Origin of the sequence: Pseudomonas sp. RW3S2 (assembly GCF_014268955.1) — a bacterium.
In the GTDB taxonomy this organism is placed as follows: domain Bacteria; phylum Pseudomonadota; class Gammaproteobacteria; order Pseudomonadales; family Pseudomonadaceae; genus Aquipseudomonas; species Aquipseudomonas wayambapalatensis.
The window spans coordinates 286,703-306,125 of the sequence record NZ_JABWRM010000006.1 but is presented as its reverse complement, the minus strand read 5'-3'; the positions used below and the strand labels follow the sequence as shown (position 1 = coordinate 306,125).

The window sequence follows — 19,423 nt, the reverse complement described above, 5'->3', positions numbered from 1 at the left end:
CGATCTCTCGTAGCGGGAGGCGAATCATACAGCACTCGAAGATGCTGTCAACTGCCTTTTTCACCGCTGCCGATCAGGCGATCGAAGCCCTTCACGCTGCACCGAATTCGCTTAACTCATTGATTACCAAGGAGTTTTGCGTTCCGTTTGCTGCGGAAGTGGGGCGCATTATAAGGGGATCTGAGAGGGCGTCAAGCGTTAATTTCAAAAAAAACCATAAGAATGAAAAGCTTAAGCACGCCGGCCTATCAGACGGGGCACCCGCCGCCACACCGGTGGAACCCGCATCACCATCAACAGTGCCCCTACCCCGGCATAGATAGCCCACTCCTGCAGATCCGAACGCACAATCCACAGGAAATGCAGCAGGCCCAGCCCGAGGATCACATAGACCAGCTTGTGCAGCTTCTTCCAGCGCGCACCGAGCTGTCTCTGGCTATAACGGTTGGAGGTCACCGCCAAGGCCAGCAGCCCCAGGAACGCGAGTACCCCGACGATGACATAGGGCCGCTTGCGCAGCTCGACACCAAGCTGCCCCCAGTCGAGCCCGAGGATGAAGACCATATAGGCCGTCATGTGCAGGACAATATAGGCAAAACACCACAATCCCAGCTGTCGTCGCGCGACGATCCAGCCACCCCACCCCGTCAGGCGCTGCAGAGGGCTCATACCCAGCGTTACCAGCAGGAATACCAGGGCACCAAGCCCCAGCCTGTCTACCAGAATTTTCCCTGGATCCGGCCCGAGCAGGTTCATGGCCGCCTCATACAACCACCAGGCCGGGAACAGACAGCCAATGATGAAGATCGCCAAGCGAAACCAGGGATAACGCATCAGTAGTTCTTCCGCAGGTCGAGACCGCTATAAAGAGATGCAACCTCGTCCTCATAGCCATTGAACATCTGGGTGGTACGAACATTGGGGCTGAACAGGCCGCTGGGCAACCGCCGCTCACGCGCCTGGCTCCAACGCGGGTGATCGACCTGCGGATTGACGTTGGCATAGAAGCCATACTCGCTCGGCGCCAGCCCCTGCCAGGTGGTCTGCGGCTGCTCGGCCACCAGACTGATACGCACGATCGACTTGATGCTCTTGAACCCATACTTCCACGGCACTACCAGACGCAGCGGCGCACCGTTCTGATTGGGCAACTCGCGCCCATACATGCCCACCGCCAGGATAGCCAGCGGATTCATCGCCTCATCCAGGCGCAATCCTTCCACGTAGGGCCAGTCGATCAGCGCAAAGCCCGAGCGCTGACCCGGCATGCTCTTGGGATCCTGCAGCGTTTCGAAACGAACATAACGAGCCTTCGAAGTCGGCTCGACCTGCTTGAGTACCTCAGACAGCGGAAAGCCCAGCCAGGGAATGACCATCGACCAGGCCTCGACGCAACGCAGCCGGTAGATACGCTCCTCAAGCTGCAGGGGCTTGACGAAGTCTTCCAGCGCGTAGCGCCCGGGCTTGCCCACCTCGCCATCGACCACCACGCTCCAGGGCTCGGTCTTGAGACTGCCGGCATTGGCCGCCGGATCCCCCTTGTCGGGCCCGAACTCGTAGAAGTTGTTGTAGTGGGTAGCATCCTTGAATGGCGTGATTGCCTCATCCTTGACCGTCACGGCTTGCCAGCGCGTCGCACCGAGCTTGTCCTTGAACCAGCCAGGCGTCGAACCCGCCTCCACGTCGGCATAGCGCGAAGGTTCGGCGGCCTGGCCGAGCACAGGCAAAGCGCCCAAAGCAAACCCGGCTAGAGAGGCACCCAATACAGAGCGGCGAGAGAAATAGACACTTTCAGGGGTAACGTCCGATTCGTTGCAATCGGACGACTTGGGAAGCTTGATGAGCATGGCGGCTCCACAGCACTGGTGGCGGATGTACCAGTAAGACTATGGAGCCGGAGAGTTATTCCAGCATTAAATCTTTTTTCAGACTTTGCGACGACGACCGCGCAGCAAGTACTGCACTGGGCCTGAAACCGCATAGCCGAGGAAGATCAGCAGCAGAATCCGCGGTGGATCACTGAACACCACGGCGAACACCAGCACCACGGCCAGGATCGCCACAAAGGGTACGCGCCCCTTGAGATCCAGCTCCTTGAAGCTGTTGTACTTGATGTTGCTGACCATCAGCATGCCTGCAGCAGCCACCAGCAGCGCCACCAGGAACGACAGTTTTGAACCCTGGATACCGTAATCGCTGAAGGCCCACACGGTACCGGCGACCACACCTGCCGCGGCCGGGCTGGCCAGACCGATGAAGTAGCGCTTGTCGGCGGTGCCGACCTGGGTGTTGAAACGCGCCAGACGCAACGCGGCACCGGCCACATAGATGAAGGCGACCATCCAGCCGACCTTGCCCATGTCGCCCAGCGCCCAGCCAAAGGCCAGTAACGCAGGCGCCACACCGAAGGCAACCATGTCCGACAACGAGTCGTACTCGGCACCGAAGGCGCTTTGCGTGTTGGTCATCCGCGCCACACGGCCATCGAGGCTGTCCAGGACCATGGCGACGAAGATGGCGATCGCAGCGAAGGCGAAGTACTTGCTCGCCTCGCGCGGATCACCCGCGCTCAGGGCGCTCTGCGCACTGATGGAGTTGATGATCGAGTAGAAACCGGCGAACAGGTTAGCGGTGGTGAAGAGGTTGGGCAGCAGGTAGATACCGCGATGCCGGACCTTGCGCCCTTCGGCGTCGTGACCTTCCTCAACATGCTCATCGACAGGTAGCAGGCTTTCGGCGTCGGAGGGCTTGTTCGGCTCTTCGGGACGTTCGCTCATGAAATGCACCTTGCAACTGGGTGGAATAAGTTCGACAGAGGCCGGCGAAACAGGTTCTAACGGCAGGCCTCTGGTCGCTTTATACCAGAAGCTGACTGCCTAAACGAAAAAACGCGGCCGAAGCCGCGTTTTTAATCTATCGAGGCAAGACTCAGTTCTTGGTCTTGTCGACGATCTTGTTGGCCGAGATCCACGGCATCATCGAGCGCAGTTGCTCGCCGATGATTTCGATGCCGTGGGCGGCGTTGTTACGACGCTTGGCGGTCATCGAAGGATAGTTGGTAGCACCTTCGCTGATGAACATCTTCGCGTATTCGCCGTCCTGGATGCGCTTCAGAGCGTTGCGCATGGCCTTGCGGGATTCTTCGTTGATGACCTCAGGACCGGTCACGTACTCACCGTACTCGGCGTTGTTGGAGATCGAGTAGTTCATGTTGGCGATGCCGCCTTCGTACATGAGGTCAACGATCAGCTTCAGCTCGTGCAGGCACTCGAAGTAGGCCATTTCAGGCGCGTAGCCTGCTTCGACCAGCGTTTCGAAGCCAGCCTTGACCAGCTCTACGGTACCGCCGCACAGAACGGCCTGCTCGCCGAACAGGTCGGTTTCGGTCTCGTCCTTGAAGGTGGTTTCGATGATGCCGGTACGGCCACCGCCGACGCCAGCAGCGTACGACAGTGCGACGTTCTTGGCGTTGCCCGAAGCGTCCTGGTAGACCGCGATCAGGTCAGGAATGCCGCCACCCTTGACGAACTCGGAGCGCACGGTGTGGCCCGGAGCCTTCGGCGCGATCATGATCACGTCGAGGTCGCCGCGGGGAACGACCTGGTTGTAGTGGATCGAGAAGCCGTGGGAGAAGGCCAGGGTGGCGCCTTTCTTGATGTTCGGCTCGATCTCGGTCTTGTACAGGGTGCCCTGGAATTCGTCCGGGGTCAGGATCATGACAAGGTCGGCAGCAGCGACGGCGGTAGCGACGTCAGCGACTTTCAGGCCATGGGCTTCTGCCTTGGCAACGGTGGCCGAACCTTTACGCAGACCGACGGTAACGTCTACACCGGAGTCTTTCAGGTTGCACGCCTGGGCGTGACCCTGGGAGCCGTAACCGATGATGGCGACTTTCTTGCCCTGGATGATGGAGAGGTCGCAGTCTTTGTCGTAGAACACTTTCATGGAAATACCCCTGGTTATATCTCGGCCCCGCAGGACCTTCGCTAATTGGTGAAGTTAGATGCTGAGTACTTTGTCGCCACGGGCAATGCCGGTGACGCCGCTGCGCACGGTTTCGAGAATCGAAGCGGTGCCGATCGCCTGGATGAAGCTGTCCAGCTTATCGCTGGTGCCGCTCAGTTGCACGGTATACACACTGGCGGTGACATCGACGATCTGCCCACGGAAAATATCCGTGGTGCGCTTGATTTCGGCGCGCTGGGCGCCGGTAGCCTTGACCTTTACCAGCATCAGTTCGCGCTCGATATGGGCGCTCTCCGACAGGTCGACCAGCTTGACCACCTCTACCAGCTTGTTCAGGTTCTTGGTGATCTGCTCGATCACTTCGTCATGACCCACGGTGGTGAGGGTGAGGCGCGACAGGGTCGGGTCCTCGGTTGGTGCAACCGTCAGGCTTTCGATGTTGTAGTTGCGCTGGGAGAACAGACCGACCACGCGCGACAAGGCACCAGGTTCGTTTTCCAGCAGCAGGGAAATGATGTGCCGCATATCAGGTACGCTCCGTCTTGCTCAGCCACATGTCACGCATCGAGCCGTCCTTGATCTGCATCGGGTAGACGTGCTCGGTCCGGTCGACCGCGATGTCGATGAACACCAGGCGGTCCTTCATCGCAAAGGCCTCTTCCAGTTTCGGCTTGAGGTCTTTGAGGCTGGTGATGCGGATACCCACATGGCCATAGGCCTCGGCCAGCTTGATGAAGTCAGGCAGCGACTCGACGTACGAGTGCGAGTGACGACCGTTGTAGGACATGTCCTGCCATTGGCGAACCATGCCCAGCACCCCGTTGTTCAGGTTGACGATCTTCACCGGCAGGCCGTACTGCATGCAGGTGGACAGCTCCTGAATGTTCATCTGGATGCTGCCTTCGCCAGTGACACAAGCCACGTCCTGGTCCGGGAAATTGAGCTTGACGCCCATGGCTGCCGGGAAACCGAAGCCCATGGTGCCCAGGCCGCCGGAGTTGATCCAGCGATTGGGTTTGTTGAAGCGGTAGTACTGCGCCGCGAACATCTGGTGCTGACCTACGTCGGAGGTGACGAAGGCGTCGCCATTGGTCACTTCGCACAAGGTCTCGATGACCTGCTGAGGCTTGATGACACTGCCGTCGCCCTTGTCGTAAGGGAACAGGCCGCGGTCACCGCGCCACTCATCGATCTGCTTCCACCAGGTATCGAGGGCCGCCTTTTCAGGCTTCTCGCCGATTTCCCTGAAGATGGCCAGCATCTCGCTGAGCACGCTCTCGACCGGCCCCACGATCGGCACGTCGGCCTTGATCATCTTCGAGATCGACGCAGGGTCGATGTCGATGTGGATGATCTTGGCGTTCGGGCAGAACTTGGCCGGGCCGTTGACCACACGGTCGTCGAAGCGCGCGCCAACAGCAAGGATCACGTCGGCATTGTGCATCGCCAGGTTGGCGGTGTAGCTGCCGTGCATGCCCAGCATGCCGAGGAACTGGCGATCGGTACCTGGGAAGCCGCCCAACCCCATCAGGGTGTTGGTGACCGGCAGGTTCAAGGACTTGGCGATTTCGGTCAGGGCTTCGGAGCCACCACCGAGAATCACGCCGCCGCCGGAGTAGACGATCGGACGCTTGGCGGCCAGGAGCATCTCGGCGGCCTTGCGGATCTGGCCGGAGTGGCCACGGACCGCAGGGCTGTAGGAGCGCAGCTTGACCTTTTTCGGGTAGACGTACTCGAACTTCTCGGCCGGGTTGGTCATGTCTTTTGGAATGTCGACCACGACTGGACCTGGGCGACCGGATTGCGCCAGGTAGAACGCTTTTTTCAGAACTTCCGGGATCTCGGTCGGGTTCTTGATCATGAAGCTGTGCTTCACGATCGGCCGGGAGATCCCGATCATGTCGGTTTCCTGGAAGGCATCGGTGCCGACCATGGTGCTGGGCACCTGGCCAGACAGGATGACCATCGGGATGGAATCCATGTAGGCGGTGGCGATACCGGTAATGGCGTTGGTCGCACCGGGACCGGAGGTCACCAGGACCACGCCAGCCTTGCCGGTGGCACGGGCATAACCGTCTGCCATGTGCGTGGCAGCCTGCTCATGACGAACCAGGATGTGCTGGACTTCCGGCTCCTTGAACAGGGCATCGTAAACATGAAGGAGAGCACCACCAGGGTACCCGTAAATGTGCTTAACGCCTTCGTCACGCAAGAAGCGGACGACCATCTCAGCGCCAGATAAAAGCTCCACGTTGTTCACCTCTAAAACGCCAGAATACCGCCCCATCCGGGCGGGTCTTAATAGGTTTACTGCCAAGCAGAGCATGAGCGAACGTCAGCACTGACTGAGCAAGTATTGGGAGCGCCCCAGAGTGTTGCGGGGTTTTCCCACCCAGCGCGAGGTAACGCGTTGCGGGGTGTAGCGAGTCGGCGCGGGTGTGCGCCTCATGATCTGCCTAGCGGGTCTGCTTCTGGCAGTCCCCCTACAGCGGAAACTGGATTCTTCTGATTCGCCGCCCTCAAGTCAAGAAAAATTATTGCCAATTTTTCCCTGAGATGAATTCCTACCACCACGAAAAACGATGCCAGCAGCAGGAAAGCAAAGATTTCCATAAAAAAGGGCCACAATCTGCGGCCCTTGAAGGAAAAAGAGAAGAAATCAGGCTCAAGCAGCGATCAATTGATCGAATGCTGCCAGCAGGCGCCGCAGTTCGCGGCTTTCTTCCGGACGGTCGGTGAATACCGTCTCGGCCATGACCAGGATCCCCGATGCATTAGGCAAAGGGTGACCATGCTCAAGAATAAGCTTCATGCGCGGTAGGAAAATCCACTGCAGCCACTGTTCGAACGAAAGCGTATCGACCGCGAACGGCACGGTGCTGGCCAGGGCGCTTGCGCTGGGTGGCTCATGGTCCCACCAGCCACGGACCTGAAGCTCGCGCTCGATCAGCAGCAGGTGGTCGGCAATATCGAGAATGCGCTGTTCCATCACGACGCGGTCCGCGCCTTCTGCCGTGCCAGGGCGGCACCGGCACTGTCACCCTGTTTCTCGCGAGCCTGGGCGATGATGTTCCACAGTTCGGCCTGCAGATCAGGACGACCGTTGGCATACGTCAGTGCCCGGCGGGCGAGTTGCTCGGATTGTGCAGCATCCCCTTGCGACAGACGCACCTGAGCCAGGCGGAACAGCACCTGCGGCTCACGCGGTGCGATGCGCTGGGCGCGCTCCAGGCTGGACGAAGCACCGTTGAGGTCGCCACTGCCCTGCTGCTGCTGGGCGGTGGTCAGCAATGCCAGGACTGGACCGTCCAGTTGCTCATCGGCGGACAACCCGCCGCCGTTGCTGCGTGGGATACCGGTAGGCGCACGCGTGGCAGCGGCCGGCGCACTGTTCATCGACGCGATGTCGAAAGGTTCATCACCTGCCGGATTGGGGTTGGTGGTGATCGGGCCGCTGCTGACCGGCCCTGGGGTGATCGGCCCGGTGCTCAGCGGTGCAGAACCGGTTTGCGCCGGGAAGGTCTGGATCGGCGATGCACCCGCGCCCTGCGGGATCATCACCGTGACCCCGGAATCTTCAGGCAGGGACTGGGCCTGGGACGTACCATTGCTGCCGGAGTAGACCGGCGCGCCACGGTTGGCCGTGACACGCTCGCTGTTCGAGACCCGTGTACTCGAATCGACCACCGGAATGGCGCCACGCGGGACGCTGGCGCAGCCGTGCAGCACGGCCAGCGCCGTCAAGGCAGGAAACCACCACTTGTTCACTTCACACCCTCTTCAATACAGGCCGCTCAATTCATCCAGCCCTTGACCCAGTCCATGACCGACTCGGCAGGATTCTGCTCGCCACCGCAGGCAGTACCGGCAGGCGGTTCGCTCCCACGAATATACGGCATCTGCACCGCTCCCGGACAGCTACCGTCGGAGCCCTGGGCGCTGTGCGGATCGATCCAGGCCTTCACCACGTTATCCGGCTGCGGCATGTCCAGCGGCAGCGGGTCAGCCTTGCGCATGAAGCTGGTCCAGACCTGCAATGCACCGGTAGCACCGGTGAATGGGGTTTTGCCGTTGTCGTCGCGGCCGAGCCAGACCACTGCCAGCAGGTCCTGGCTGAAGCCTGAGAACCAACTGTCGCGCGAGTCGTTGCTGGTACCGGTCTTGCCCGCCAACGTCAGATTGTTCGGCAGCACGTTGTACACCGAGCGACCTGTACCCTCGCGCATCACCCGCTGCATGGCGTTCTGCACCAGGTAGATCGCACCCGGGTCGAAGGTCTGCTGGATCTGGAACGGGTAGCGCTTGAGCGGCTCGCCTTCGGCGGTCAGCACGCTGCGAATCCCGCGCATCGGTGTATTGAAGCCGCCATTGGCGATGGTCTGGTACATGGTCGCGACCTGCATCGGCGACATGCCGCCAGCGCCCAGCAGCATCGACGGGAACGCCGGCCAGTCGACCTTGACACCCAGCCGGCCGATGGTCTTGATGACATTGGGCACGCCCACCTCAAGGCCCAGCTTGGCGGTGGACAGGTTGTAGGAGTTGGCCAGCCCCTGATACAGGTAGATAGTGCCGTGGGAGCGCCGGTCGTAGTTCTGCGGGCGCCATACCTGGCCATCGGCGCCCTTGACCGAAAACGGTTCGTCCTGCACCCAACTGGTCAGGGTGTACTTGCTCGGCTGCTCCAGCGCCGTCAGGTAGACCGCCGGCTTGACCAGCGAACCGATCGGCCTGACCGCGTCGATGGCGCGGTTGAAGCCGGCGAAGCCCGACTGACGGCTGCCGATCAGCGCCTGCACTTCGCCGGTTTCCGGGTTGGTCACCACCATCGCCGACTCGACCTCGTCGGCGCCCTTGCGGCCGGCCAGGCGCTTGAAGGTTTCACTCATCGCGGTTTCGGCCTTCATCTGCAGGATCGGGTCGAAACTGGTGAAGATGCGCAAGCCTTCTTCGGTCAGGTCTTCGTCGCGATAGTCCTGGCGTAGTTGGCGCTTGACCAGGTCGAGGAAGGCCGGGAAGGAGCTGTCGGCCAGGCTGCCGCGCTTGGTCACGCCCAGTGGCATCTTCTTCGCCGCATCGACCACTTCCTGGCTGGCCACGCCCTGCTCAGCGAGCAGGTCGAGCACCAGGTTGCGCCGTTGCAGAGCGCGCTCAGGGTAGCGGCGCGGGTTGTAGTAGGACGGTCCCTTGACCATGCCCACCAGCAGGGCAATCTGGTGCAGCTTGAGCTCCGACAGCGGCTGGCTGAAGAAGAACTGGCTGGCCAGGCCGAAACCATGCACCGCGCGCTGGCCGTCCTGACCGACGAAGACTTCGTTCAGATAGGCTTCGAGAATCTCGCGCTTGTCGTAGTGCATTTCCAGCAGCACGGCCATCATCGCTTCGGTCAGCTTGCGGCTGAGGCTGCGTTCGTTGGTCAGGAAGAAATTCTTCACCAACTGTTGCGTGAGCGTACTGCCGCCCTGGCGCATGGCCCCGGACGACGTATTGACCCACACAGCCCGCGCGATCGACTTGGGCGAAACACCGAAGTGGCTGTAGAAATCGCGGTCTTCGGTGGCGATCAAGGTCTCCAGCAGGTATGGCGGCACCTGGTCGATGTTGATCAGGATGCGGTCTTCGAGATTCTTCGGGTAGATACCACCGATCATCAGCGGCTCCAGGCGAACCACGTCGAGCTTGCCACCGTTGGCCCCCGCCAGCCCGGCGACATAGTCGCCGGAGAAGCGTACACGCACGAACTGCGCAGGCTCCATGCCCTCGTAGAACTGGAAGCCGCGGGTATTCAGATCGACATTGCCACCGTTGACCGAGGCCTCGCCCGGACCATTGGCCGTTGCCTCGCGACGGTAGCCCAGGGCATCGAGCTCGGTGAGGAAATCATCCTTGCTCAGCTTCTGGCCGACGAACAGCTCCAGCGGCCGGGCATACACCTTGGCCGGGATGGTCCAGCGCTTGCCAGAGAACTTTTCCTGGACGACGGCATCGAGGTAGACCGCAAAGCCGGCGATCACCACCAGACCGACCAGACTGAGCTTGAGTGCCCAGCCCAGCCAGGCGCGGGAGCGGCTGGGCGGACGTTTCTTGGGGGTTCGGGAATTTCGGGTACGAGTCATGGCGGCGGATTATACGCACTTTGCAAAGGCAGGGGACGCCCTCCGGCGGTAGGCAGGGGCGGCTCCATTGACCATAATGTCGCCTCCGAATTCCCTTACCCCGGAAGGATCTCCGTGAGCCAAGCCCTGATCAGCGCGCTGCAGAACCCCGCCCTCTACCCCCACGCCGTAGAAGGCTTCCAGCTCATCGAGACACACATCTCCTGGGTTCTGCTCACTGGCGAATATGCCTACAAGATAAAGAAACCGATGAATTTCGGTTTCCTCGATTTCACTGGCCTGGACCAGCGCCAGCATTTCTGTAACGAAGAATTGCGCTTGAACCAGCGCCTGACCGAGGGCCTGTACCTGGAAGTTCTGCCGATCACCGGCAGTGCCGAAGCACCGCAGCTCGGTGGCGAAGGTGAGCCGATCGAGTTCGCCCTGAAGATGCGTCAGTTCCCCCAAGGGCAGATGCTCAGCACCCTGCAAGCCAACGGTGAGCTGAATGCCGGCCACATTGACCAGATGGCCCGACAGATCGCCGAGTTCCACCTGCAAGCGCCGAAAGTGCCAGTCGAGCACGCGCTGGGCACCCCGGAAGCGGTAATGGCGCCGGTGGAGCAGAATTTCGAGCAGATCCGCCCATTCCTCACCGACAAGGCCGACCTGCAGCAACTGGATAACCTGCAAGCCTGGGCCCAGGACAGCTTCAAGCGCCTGCATGGCCTGCTCGAGGCGCGCAAGGCCAATGGCTTCATCCGCGAATGCCACGGCGATATCCACCTGGGCAACGCCACCCTGATCGACGGCAAGGTGGTGATCTTCGACTGCATCGAGTTCAACGAGCCGTTCCGCCTGACCGATGTGTACGCCGATACCGCATTCCTGGCCATGGACCTGGAAGACCGCGGCCTCAAGTGCCTGGCCCGGCGCTTCGTCAGCCAGTACCTGGAACTGACCGGCGACTACGAAGGCCTGGAACTGCTGAATTTCTACAAGGCCTACCGCGCCCTGGTACGCGCCAAGGTTGCCCTGTTCAGCCTGTCGCCCGATGCCGACGGCGTGCAGCGCGCCACGACCCTGCGCACCTATCGCAACTACGCCAACCTGGCAGAGAGCTACAGCGCCATCCCCTCGCGCCTGCTGGCCATCACCCATGGCGTGTCCGCCGTCGGCAAGAGCCATGTGGCGATGCGCCTGGTCGAGTCGCTGGGGGCAATCCGCGTACGTTCGGATGTCGAGCGCAAGCGGCTGTACGGCGAGCAGCAGGCGCAGAACTCCGGCCAACTGCAAGCGGGCATCTATGACCAGGACGCAAGCACTGCCACCTACAAGCGCCTGAACGAGCTGGCAGCGACCATCCTGCGCGCCGGTTTCCCTGTAGTGCTCGATGCCACCTATCTCAAGCGCGAGCAGCGCAAGGCCGCAGCGGAAGTGGCCAACAGCACTGGTGTCCCCTTCCTGATCCTCGACTGCCAGGCGCCCGAAGCGGTCATCATCAGCTGGCTGGAGCAGCGTCAGACAGAAAATGTCGATCCGTCCGACGCCACCCTGGAAGTGGTAAAGGCCCAGCAAGCCAACCGCGACCCACTGGACGAAGAGGAGGCCGCGCATGGCAAGCGCGTCGACACCCATGAAAGCGCCAGCATGGACCAACTCATCGAGCAGATCCGCCAGCGCCTGCCCGGTCTCTGACCTGCAAGGCGTGAACCAGTCCACAGTTCGCGCCTGATCTTCGGCGCCACCTCGGTGATGGCATTACAATATCATCACACCCCTGAGGAGGCGCCGTCATGAACCAGCCCCGGCAGTTGGACAACGCCCTGTACACCCTGGTGCGCGATGAACAGATCGCCACCTTCAACCGCGAGAAGCCAGTCGACGGCGCCATTGATTTTCGCGGTGGTGACTTCCGGGGCCTTGACCTGCGCAACCTCGATGTACGCGGCATCGATTTCACCGACGCCTACTTTCATGCTGCCGACCTGCGTGGGCTGGATCTGCGCGAAACGGGCATGGAAGGCGCCAGCATCTCCCACGCACAGATCTCCGGGACCTATTTCCCGGGCGACCTGAGCGCTGACGAAATCCTCATGTCCCTGAAGTTCGGTACGCGCATGCGTTATCGTCCGAAAGGCTAAGCCTGACATTTCTGGACACAGCATCCCGTCGCCCGCACATGGCAAAAGGCCGCGTATTCGCCCAGCCCCGCTACACTCCTCTCTGACCTGCTCGCGATTTATCCACAGACCCGTTCGGCCATCGCAAGGAGGCTCGATGAACGATGAGTTGCAGCATCTGAAGAATCTAGGCAAGACCTCTGCGCAATGGTTGCATGCCGCTGGTATCCACAGCGCTTCGGATTTGCGCCGCCTGGGCGCGGTCGGGGCTTACCAGGCCGTGAGGACGCGGGGCTTCCGCGCTTCGAAAGTGTTGTTGTACGCCATCGAGGGCGCACTGCTGGATATGCACTGGAACGATCTGCCCGCCGAACGCAAGCAGGCACTGAACCAGCAACTGGATGCCAAGACCCCGCCGCAAAAAAAAGCAGAATAATCGAAGAAAGGGTATTGACCACTAAATGAGAATCGTTATGATTATCACAACTGGTCGCGAGACTGGTTGGATAAACTGAAAGCCCCTGGTTCGGACTCTCAGATTATCTCCTCATCAGGCTAATCACGGTTATTGACCCGGCAATTTGCCGGGTCTTTTTTTGCCTGCAAATCGGGAAGCTGCCCGTGGTAACTACCCACCGCGCAACTGGGCACAGTAATCCTGCTCAGGCAGCGCCGCGGTGTACCACACATAGTCCGCCATTCCTGCCTCGACCTTCTGCCCGACTTCGGCCAGCAGCAGCACGCGGGTTTCGCCCTGCGCCTGCAGATCAGCCAGATGCAGCGGCACACCCAGGTCCTTGCGCGCGTGATAGGCGCCGGCCAGCAAAAGTGCAGGCTGCGGTGCCGCCAGCAGGCGCTCGGCCATATGTCGGTCCCTTTGCTGCTGGATGACCAACATGGCTGGCAACTGGCTTTCCGGCAGCAACCCGCAATGGCCCTCACGCACCTGCTCGAGCAAGGCAGCCTTTACCTGCGGTGCATTCGACCGCACGCCAGTCAGGACGGGCTGTCGGCGATAGGCCTCACGCATTGCTTCGGGGCTCAGGTCGCCAGCCAGCAAAACCCCAGGGCCTTTCAGGGCTTCACGCACGATCGGCGCGTACATCTGCCAATCCCAACCCTTCTGCCAGTCCAGCGCTGTGGGCAAGTCGCTCGGTAGCTGCGCCTGACGCTGCACCTTGTCGATCAGGGGCTGCTGCGCAGGCTGGAGCATCTCCAGCACCAAGCTGCCTTGTGGCCTGACGGCCTGCAAGGCCTGCAGCAGCCAACGCTGCAGTGCATGGTGATCGGGGTTATCGTGTTTTTCACCGACCAGTATTCGCGGCACATCGCTCAGCGCCCGAATCAGCTCATCGGGCGTCAGGACACGGCCACTGGGCAACGCCTGTATCTGGCCGAGCGTCGGCTCGTTCAACCCTTGGCTGCTCTGCCAGGCCGGCAACGCTGGCAGCGCAGGCCGATGCACCTGGCAACCCGCCATGGTCAAGAACACCCCCATCGACAGGCCGAACAGCAAGGGATAGCGCATCGAAGGCTCCTAGCGGGTGATGATCAGCGGATGGCCGCGCTCCGGATGGGCCTGCACCAGCACATCGATACCGAATACTGCCTGGAGCGCCTGTGGCGTCAGCACCCGGGCCGGTGTGTCGAGCGCGTGGCTGCGACCCTGTTCCAGCAGCAGAATAGCGTCACAGTAGCGCGCGGCAAGGTTCAGGTCGTGCAGGATCACCAGCACCGCTGCGCCGCGGTCGGCAAAACTGCGCACCGCCTGCAACGTGGTGTGCTGGTGCAGCGGATCGAGGGCCGAGGTCGGCTCATCGAGCAGCAACGTCGCCCCCTCCTCTCCTGGCCACAGTTGCGCCAGCACCCGGGCCAGATGAACACGCTGACGCTCGCCGCCGGACAGCGCGAGGTAACTGCGTTCGACCAGGTGCCAGGCATCGGCCGCCTTCAGCGCCGCCTCAACGATCTCCCGGTCGCGCTGCTGGCCACTGCCGTGGGGCAAACGGCCCAGGCCCACCACCTCTTCGACACTGAAGGCAAAGCCCAGGCTGGACACCTGCGGCAACACTGCCAGGCGTCGCGCACGCTCCTGCCCCGGCCAGTGCGCCAGCGCTCGCCCCTGCAGCAGGACGTGCCCCTGGCTCGGCGCCAGTTCGCCACACAATGCCCCCAGCAAGCTGCTCTTGCCCGCCCCGTTGGGGCCGAGCACGCCCAGCACCTGCCCAGGCCGCAGGTGCAGGTCGATACCGTGCAGCACCTCGGTGCTGCCGCGCTTGAGCGACAAGCCTTTGACTTCGAGCATCAGCGCCCCCTCCTGACCAGCAGGAACAGGAAGAACGGAGCGCCAATGAAGGCCGTCACGATCCCGATCGGCAGCTCCGCCGGCGCCAACGCCAAGCGAGCCACCAGATCAGCGAACAGCAGCAGGGTTCCCCCCGCCAGCAATGACGCGGGCAACAACACGCGATGATCAGGCCCCGCAACCAGACGCACCAAGTGCGGAACCACCAGACCAATGAAGCCGATCAGGCCCGCAGCCGCCACTGCTGCGCCGACACCCAGGGCAGTGCAGAACACCAGTTCACGCTTGAGCCCTTCTACATCGATACCCAGGTGACGCGCCTCCGACTCGCCCAGCAACAACGCGTTCAGCGCCTGCGCCCGGCGCGGCAGCCACAAGGTTACCCCCAGTGCCACCAGCAACAGTGGCCACAGGCGCTCATAGCTGGCGCCGTTGAGGCTGCCCAGGTTCCAGAACGTCAGAGTGCGCAAGGTGGCGTCGTCGGCCAGGTAGGTGAACAGCCCGACCGCCGAGCCGCCGAGGGCGGTCATGGCGATACCGGCCAGCAGCATGGTGGCCACGTCGGTCTGACCATTGCGCCGCCCCAGGCGATAGACCAATGCCGTAACACCAAGCCCGCCGATGAAGGCACAGAGCGACAGCAGATAGGGTGCGAACCACTCCGGTATGCCCCCAAGCCAGGCGCCGCCGACGATGGCCACTGCAGCGCCGAGCGCTGCGCCGCTCGCAACCCCGACCAGGCCAGGATCGGCCAGCGGGTTACGAAACAGCCCCTGCATGGCCACACCGGACAGCGCCAGCACCGCACCGACGGCCAGCCCCAGGAGCGTGCGCGGCAGGCGGATCTGCCCAAGAATCAGCTCAGCCTGCTCAAGCCCCGTCCGGTCGATGGGCATCCCCAGCAGCCGCAATCCGGCGCGCAGGATATCGGTCAGCGGCAAGCTGACCGGCCCCAGCGCCAACGACAGCCACACCGCCAGCAGGCACAGGAATGTCAGGCAGATGAACAGCGTACGCGGCGGGACCCGCTGCTTCATTGGTTGAGGCTGGCCTTGGCTGCGGGATAGAAGGCGCCGGCCAGCTCATGCAAGGTGGCCGGCAGCCGCGGGCCGAGGCCACCGACCAACAGCGTCGGATCGAGTGACACCAGGCGCTTGTCGCGTACCGCACGCGAAGCGGCCAGCGCCGGATTTTCCTTGAGCAGCGCCTTGAGCGCCTGCTCGCCGTCCAGTGCTCGGTCGGAAAACACCACCACGTCCGGATCCAGCGCGGCCAGCGCTTCGACAGAGAAGTTCTTGTACCCCTGGTGATCCGCCAGGTTGCGCGCCCCAGCCTGACGCAACAGCCAGTCGCCCGAGGTGCCCTGCCCTGCGATCAATGGCTTGGCACCGGCATGACCGACCAGCAGCAACACACCTGGAGCCTTCTGACCGGCCTGGGCCTGCTTGATCTTTGCCTGCAGCGCATCGAGCTGCTGGTGGTAGCGAGTGCTCAGCTCACTGGCTTTTTGCTGCGCACCGAGCAGCTCGCCCAGGTGCTTGAGGTTCTGGTCCACTGCCGCCAGGTCGGCCTGACTGGAGAACAGCTCGACACGCACCCCGGCCCCGCGTACCTGCGCCAGCACCGGTGGCGGCCCCATTTCCTCGGTGCCGACCAGCACATCCGGGCGCAGGCTGAGGATACCCTCGGCTGACAGTTGACGCTGGTAGCCGATGCTCGGCAGTGCCTTGAGCGAATGCGGGTGCTGGCTGGTGGTATCGACGCCGACCAACCGCGCCTCGCCGCCCAGGGCACTGATCCATTCGCTCAGTGCCCCACCGGCGCTGACCCAGCGCTGCGGCAGGTCGGCGGCCAGCAACGGGGAGGAAAGGACAAGACCGGCGCACAAGGCGATCAGGGCAACAGGACGGCGCATCATCGGGTTCCTTTGCAGAAGGCGGCCAGACACCTTGTGGCACCTGACGGAACTGCGCACCATGGACGGGCTGGCGCAGTGGATGCGGGCAATTTGATAATTATTCGCATTGAAGCGTCAAGCCACCATTGGTTTCAAGAGTCTTATCTGCAATGCATTTCCTCTGCTCCTCCCAAGCCCTCGCCGAAGGCTGCAGCCGCGCCTTCAGCGTAGCTGGTGAAACGCTGTTCGGCGTGCGCCGCCAGGGCCGGGTGTACCTGTACCGCAACCATTGCCCGCATCGCGGCATCACGCTGAACTGGGCACCGGACAGCTTTCTCGATGACAGCGCCAGCCTGATTCATTGCGCCCATCATGGCGCGCTGTTCCTGATCGAATCCGGCGAATGCGTGTCGGGCCCCTGCGAGGGCGAGTCGTTGCAGGCCCTGGACTGCCACGAAGACAGCCAGGGCATCTGGCTCAAGGGTTGAGCAATACCGGCAGGCGGCGATCGATGACGATCTGCTCGGCATCAAGGCGCGCACCATAGGCCAGCACCTCGACACCATCGGCCACCGCATCGCGCAGTGCCTGGGCATAACCAGGGTCGATCTCTTCGGCCGGGCGTACCGCCTCGATGCCGGTGAGGTTGACACAATACAGCTGCACGGCGCGAACACCCTGGCGGGCCAATGCAGCGAGCTCGCGCAGGTGCTTGGCGCCGCGTTGGGTCACCGCGTCAGGGAAGGCCGCCACCGCGGTGTCGGGATAGCCCAGGGTCACGCTCTTGACCTCGACATAGGCCGGGCCCTCGGCGAACTCCAGGCGAAAATCCACGCGACTGCGCTCCTCGCCATAGGCCACTTCACGCTTGAGCGCGGCGAACCCGGCCAGCTCGGTGATCACGCCAGCGCGCAGGGCTTCCTCGACCAGGGCATTGGCCCTGCCGGTATTGACGCAGGCCAGGCGCCCCTGAGGCGTTTCACTGATCTCCCAGGTGCCCGCCAGCTTGCGCTTGGGATCGTTGGAACGACTGAACCAGACCTGCCCGCCGTCGCGCATGCAATTGAGCATGGAGCCGGTATTCGGGCAATGGATGGTCATCTGTTCGCCGTTGGCCAGCTCGATGTCGGCCAGGAAGCGTTTGTAGCGGCGCAGCAGACGCGCTCGCTCGAGTTCGGGAAGGAAACGCATCAGGGTTGCCAGCTCCGCAGGCCACGGGCAATGCGCTGCACCGCCTCTTCCAGGCGCGGCAGGCTCTGGGTGTAGGCGAAGCGCACGTGATGCCCGGCCTGGTGGCGGCCGAAGTCCAGCCCGGGCGTGAAGGCCAGATGCTCGGTTTCCAGGAAATGTCGACAGAAAGCGAAGGCATCGCCGCCGAAAGCACTGATGTCGGCGTATAGATAGAAGGCGCCCTGCGGCTCCACGGCAATGCCGAAACCGAGCTCGCGCAAGGCGGGCAGCAGGTAGTCGCGACGCCGGGCGAACTCGGCGCGGCGTTCCTCGAAGATGGCCAGGGTGCCGGGCTCGAAGCACGCCAGCGCAGCATGCTGGGCCATGCTCGGCGCACTGATGTAGAGGTTCTGCGCCAGCTTTTCCAGGTCGGCCACGGCCGAAGGCGGTGCGACCAGCCAGCCGAGACGCCAGCCGGTCATTCCGAAATACTTGGAAAAACTATTCAGGACGAAGGCGTCATCGTCCACCTCCAGCACGCTCGGCGCATCCATACCGTAGGTCAGGCCATGATAGATCTCGTCCACCACCAGATGCCCGTGATGCTCACGGGTGGCCCGGGACAGGCTGGCCAGGGCCTCGCGGTCGAGCACGGTGCCGGTCGGGTTGGCGGGCGAAGCCACCAGCGCACCGACGGTATCCTTGTCCCAGTGCCGGTCGACCAGGTCGGCGGTGAGCTGGTAATTCACCTCCGGCCCTACTGGCACCAACTGCGCGCCGCCTTCGACCAGGCGCAGGAAATGGCGGTTGCACGGGTAGCCTGGGTCGGCCAGCAGCCAATGCTTGCCCGGATCCACCAGCAGGCTGCTGGCCAGCAGCAGCGCGCCGGAACCGCCAGGCGTCACAAGGATGCGCTCGGAATCCACCGACAGGCCATAACGCTGGCCGTAGAAACCTGCGATCGCCTCGCGCAACGCAGGCAGGCCACGGGCGGCAGTGTAGCGGGTATGCCCTGCAGCGAGCGCGGCCTGCCCGGCTTCGACGATCGGCGCGGCCGTGGTGAAGTCCGGCTCGCCGATCTCCAGGTGGATCACGTCATGGCCTGCCGCCTGCAGCTCGTTGGCACGCGCCAGCAGCGCCATGACATGGAAGGGTTCGATGGCGCGGCTGCGCGCACTGTAGGAGTGGGCCATGACCTTCTCTCAATTGGGTCTAAACTGGTGATTCTACTGTCGAGAAACACCGAACGGGCGACGCAGGTTGCTGTCAATACCTCGGATCGGGCGGGGTAGCGCACCCCCGATCTATCTGGTAAGTTCGGCGGCTCGCAGTCGCAGGGCCGGCGGTCGCCGGAGATGGAGCATCCTGCGCATTGGATCAGATGAGTGAGAGGCGGTCTATTCATGTCCACCGTAGAAAAGCAAAAAACCAATCAGACCATGTACGGTGTCGAGCCCTATAAGGAAACCAAGGGTGAAGAGTACATGGGCGAACCCATGCGCAAGCACTTCACCAAGCTGTTGGGTGCATGGAAGCTCGAGCTGATGACCAGTGTCGATCAGACCGTGACCCATATGAAGGACGAAGCCGCCAACTTCCCGGACCCTGCGGACCGCGCGAGCCAGGAAGAAGAGTTCGCCTTGGAGCTGCGTAACCGCGACCGTGAACGCAAGCTGATCAAGAAGATCGACAAGACCTTGCAGAAGATCCAGGACGAAGAATACGGCTGGTGCGACTCCTGCGGCATCGAGATTGGCCTGCGCCGACTGGAAGCCCGTCCCACCGCAGACCTGTGCTTCGACTGCAAGGAAATTGCCGAGAAAAAGGAAAAGACAGTCGGCAAGGGCTGATCCTTCTTCCCTCCGAA

The 19,423-nt window shown here is 62.3% G+C and carries 20 protein-coding genes; 5 read left to right on the top strand and 15 right to left on the bottom strand.

Annotated features, from left to right (window positions below; translation table 11 throughout):
* Positions 1-231: 231 nt before the first annotated feature.
* From msrQ to mrcB, 9 genes are all read right to left on the bottom strand, one after another.
* Positions 232-834 (bottom strand): protein-methionine-sulfoxide reductase heme-binding subunit MsrQ, encoded by a 603-nt coding sequence (gene msrQ, locus HU748_RS11615; RefSeq protein WP_186720402.1) that lies wholly within the window; start codon positions 832-834, stop codon positions 232-234.
* Positions 834-1,847, bottom strand: a complete 1,014-nt coding sequence (msrP, locus tag HU748_RS11610; protein WP_186711126.1) for a protein-methionine-sulfoxide reductase catalytic subunit MsrP — start codon at positions 1,845-1,847, stop codon at positions 834-836. Before msrP ends, msrQ begins: the two co-directional genes overlap by 1 nt.
* A 78-nt stretch (positions 1,848-1,925) precedes the next feature.
* Positions 1,926-2,777, bottom strand: a complete 852-nt coding sequence (gene pssA / locus HU748_RS11605) for a CDP-diacylglycerol--serine O-phosphatidyltransferase (RefSeq protein WP_054892580.1) — start codon at positions 2,775-2,777, stop codon at positions 1,926-1,928.
* 151 nt (positions 2,778-2,928) lie between these two features.
* Positions 2,929-3,945, bottom strand: a complete 1,017-nt coding sequence (ilvC, locus tag HU748_RS11600; RefSeq protein WP_151926452.1) for a ketol-acid reductoisomerase — start codon at positions 3,943-3,945, stop codon at positions 2,929-2,931.
* A gap of 54 nt (positions 3,946-3,999) precedes the next feature.
* Positions 4,000-4,491 (bottom strand): acetolactate synthase small subunit, encoded by a 492-nt coding sequence (gene ilvN / locus HU748_RS11595; RefSeq protein ID WP_003250040.1) that lies wholly within the window; start codon positions 4,489-4,491, stop codon positions 4,000-4,002.
* Between the two features lies 1 nt (position 4,492).
* Positions 4,493-6,217: an acetolactate synthase 3 large subunit gene (locus HU748_RS11590; protein ID WP_186670384.1), complete on the bottom strand. Its 1,725-nt coding sequence runs from the start codon at positions 6,215-6,217 to the stop codon at positions 4,493-4,495.
* A gap of 414 nt (positions 6,218-6,631) precedes the next feature.
* Positions 6,632-6,958 (bottom strand): YqcC family protein, encoded by a 327-nt coding sequence (locus tag HU748_RS11585; RefSeq protein ID WP_186670385.1) that lies wholly within the window; start codon positions 6,956-6,958, stop codon positions 6,632-6,634.
* Positions 6,955-7,734 carry a hypothetical protein gene (locus HU748_RS11580; protein WP_186670386.1) on the bottom strand — a complete coding sequence of 260 codons (780 nt, stop codon included), beginning with the start codon at positions 7,732-7,734 and terminating at the stop codon, positions 6,955-6,957. The genes HU748_RS11585 and HU748_RS11580 overlap by 4 nt, the downstream gene beginning before the upstream one ends.
* Positions 7,735-7,760: 26 nt before the next feature.
* Positions 7,761-10,082 carry a penicillin-binding protein 1B gene (gene mrcB / locus HU748_RS11575; RefSeq protein ID WP_186670387.1) on the bottom strand — a complete coding sequence of 774 codons (2,322 nt, stop codon included), beginning with the start codon at positions 10,080-10,082 and terminating at the stop codon, positions 7,761-7,763.
* Between the two features lie 114 nt (positions 10,083-10,196).
* Here mrcB and HU748_RS11570 point away from each other — a divergent pair, with 114 nt between their 5' ends.
* The 3 genes from HU748_RS11570 (at position 10,197) to HU748_RS11560 (ending at position 12,620) form a co-directional block, all read left to right on the top strand.
* Positions 10,197-11,759, top strand: coding sequence for a bifunctional aminoglycoside phosphotransferase/ATP-binding protein (locus HU748_RS11570; protein WP_186720401.1), 1,563 nt, complete (start codon positions 10,197-10,199; stop codon positions 11,757-11,759).
* Positions 11,760-11,857: 98 nt separating this feature from the next.
* Positions 11,858-12,205: a pentapeptide repeat-containing protein gene (locus HU748_RS11565; protein ID WP_186670389.1), complete on the top strand. Its 348-nt coding sequence runs from the start codon at positions 11,858-11,860 to the stop codon at positions 12,203-12,205.
* A gap of 136 nt (positions 12,206-12,341) precedes the next feature.
* A complete protein-coding gene (locus HU748_RS11560) occupies positions 12,342-12,620 on the top strand; it encodes a TfoX/Sxy family protein (RefSeq protein ID WP_186670391.1) in 279 nt (92 codons plus the stop codon).
* Between the two features lie 192 nt (positions 12,621-12,812).
* Here the strand turns inward: HU748_RS11560 and HU748_RS11555 are convergent, their stop codons facing one another.
* From HU748_RS11555 to HU748_RS11540, 4 genes are read right to left on the bottom strand one after another with little or no spacing between them, the layout of a single operon-like run.
* Positions 12,813-13,712, bottom strand: a complete 900-nt coding sequence (locus HU748_RS11555) for a ChaN family lipoprotein (RefSeq protein WP_186720400.1) — start codon at positions 13,710-13,712, stop codon at positions 12,813-12,815.
* Between the two features lie 9 nt (positions 13,713-13,721).
* On the bottom strand, positions 13,722-14,489 hold the full coding sequence (locus HU748_RS11550; RefSeq protein WP_186720398.1) for a heme ABC transporter ATP-binding protein: 768 nt from the start codon (positions 14,487-14,489) through the stop codon (positions 13,722-13,724).
* Positions 14,489-15,472 (bottom strand): iron ABC transporter permease, encoded by a 984-nt coding sequence (locus HU748_RS11545; protein ID WP_186670416.1) that lies wholly within the window; start codon positions 15,470-15,472, stop codon positions 14,489-14,491. The genes HU748_RS11550 and HU748_RS11545 overlap by 1 nt, the downstream gene beginning before the upstream one ends.
* A gap of 50 nt (positions 15,473-15,522) precedes the next feature.
* Positions 15,523-16,407: an ABC transporter substrate-binding protein gene (locus HU748_RS11540; protein ID WP_186720396.1), complete on the bottom strand. Its 885-nt coding sequence runs from the start codon at positions 16,405-16,407 to the stop codon at positions 15,523-15,525.
* A gap of 149 nt (positions 16,408-16,556) precedes the next feature.
* Here HU748_RS11540 and HU748_RS11535 point away from each other — a divergent pair, with 149 nt between their 5' ends.
* Positions 16,557-16,874, top strand: coding sequence for a Rieske (2Fe-2S) protein (locus HU748_RS11535; protein WP_186670400.1), 318 nt, complete (start codon positions 16,557-16,559; stop codon positions 16,872-16,874).
* Here HU748_RS11535 and sfsA read toward each other — a convergent pair.
* Positions 16,864-17,577, bottom strand: a complete 714-nt coding sequence (gene sfsA, locus HU748_RS11530) for a DNA/RNA nuclease SfsA (RefSeq protein ID WP_186711120.1) — start codon at positions 17,575-17,577, stop codon at positions 16,864-16,866. The genes HU748_RS11535 and sfsA overlap by 11 nt on opposite strands.
* Entirely contained in the window at positions 17,577-18,749 is a 1,173-nt protein-coding gene (locus tag HU748_RS11525; protein ID WP_186720394.1) for a pyridoxal phosphate-dependent aminotransferase, read from the bottom strand. The genes sfsA and HU748_RS11525 overlap by 1 nt, the downstream gene beginning before the upstream one ends.
* A gap of 210 nt (positions 18,750-18,959) precedes the next feature.
* Between HU748_RS11525 and dksA the strand changes: the two genes are divergently transcribed.
* Positions 18,960-19,406: an RNA polymerase-binding protein DksA gene (gene dksA / locus HU748_RS11520; RefSeq protein ID WP_054892595.1), complete on the top strand. Its 447-nt coding sequence runs from the start codon at positions 18,960-18,962 to the stop codon at positions 19,404-19,406.
* Positions 19,407-19,423 lie beyond the last annotated feature (17 nt).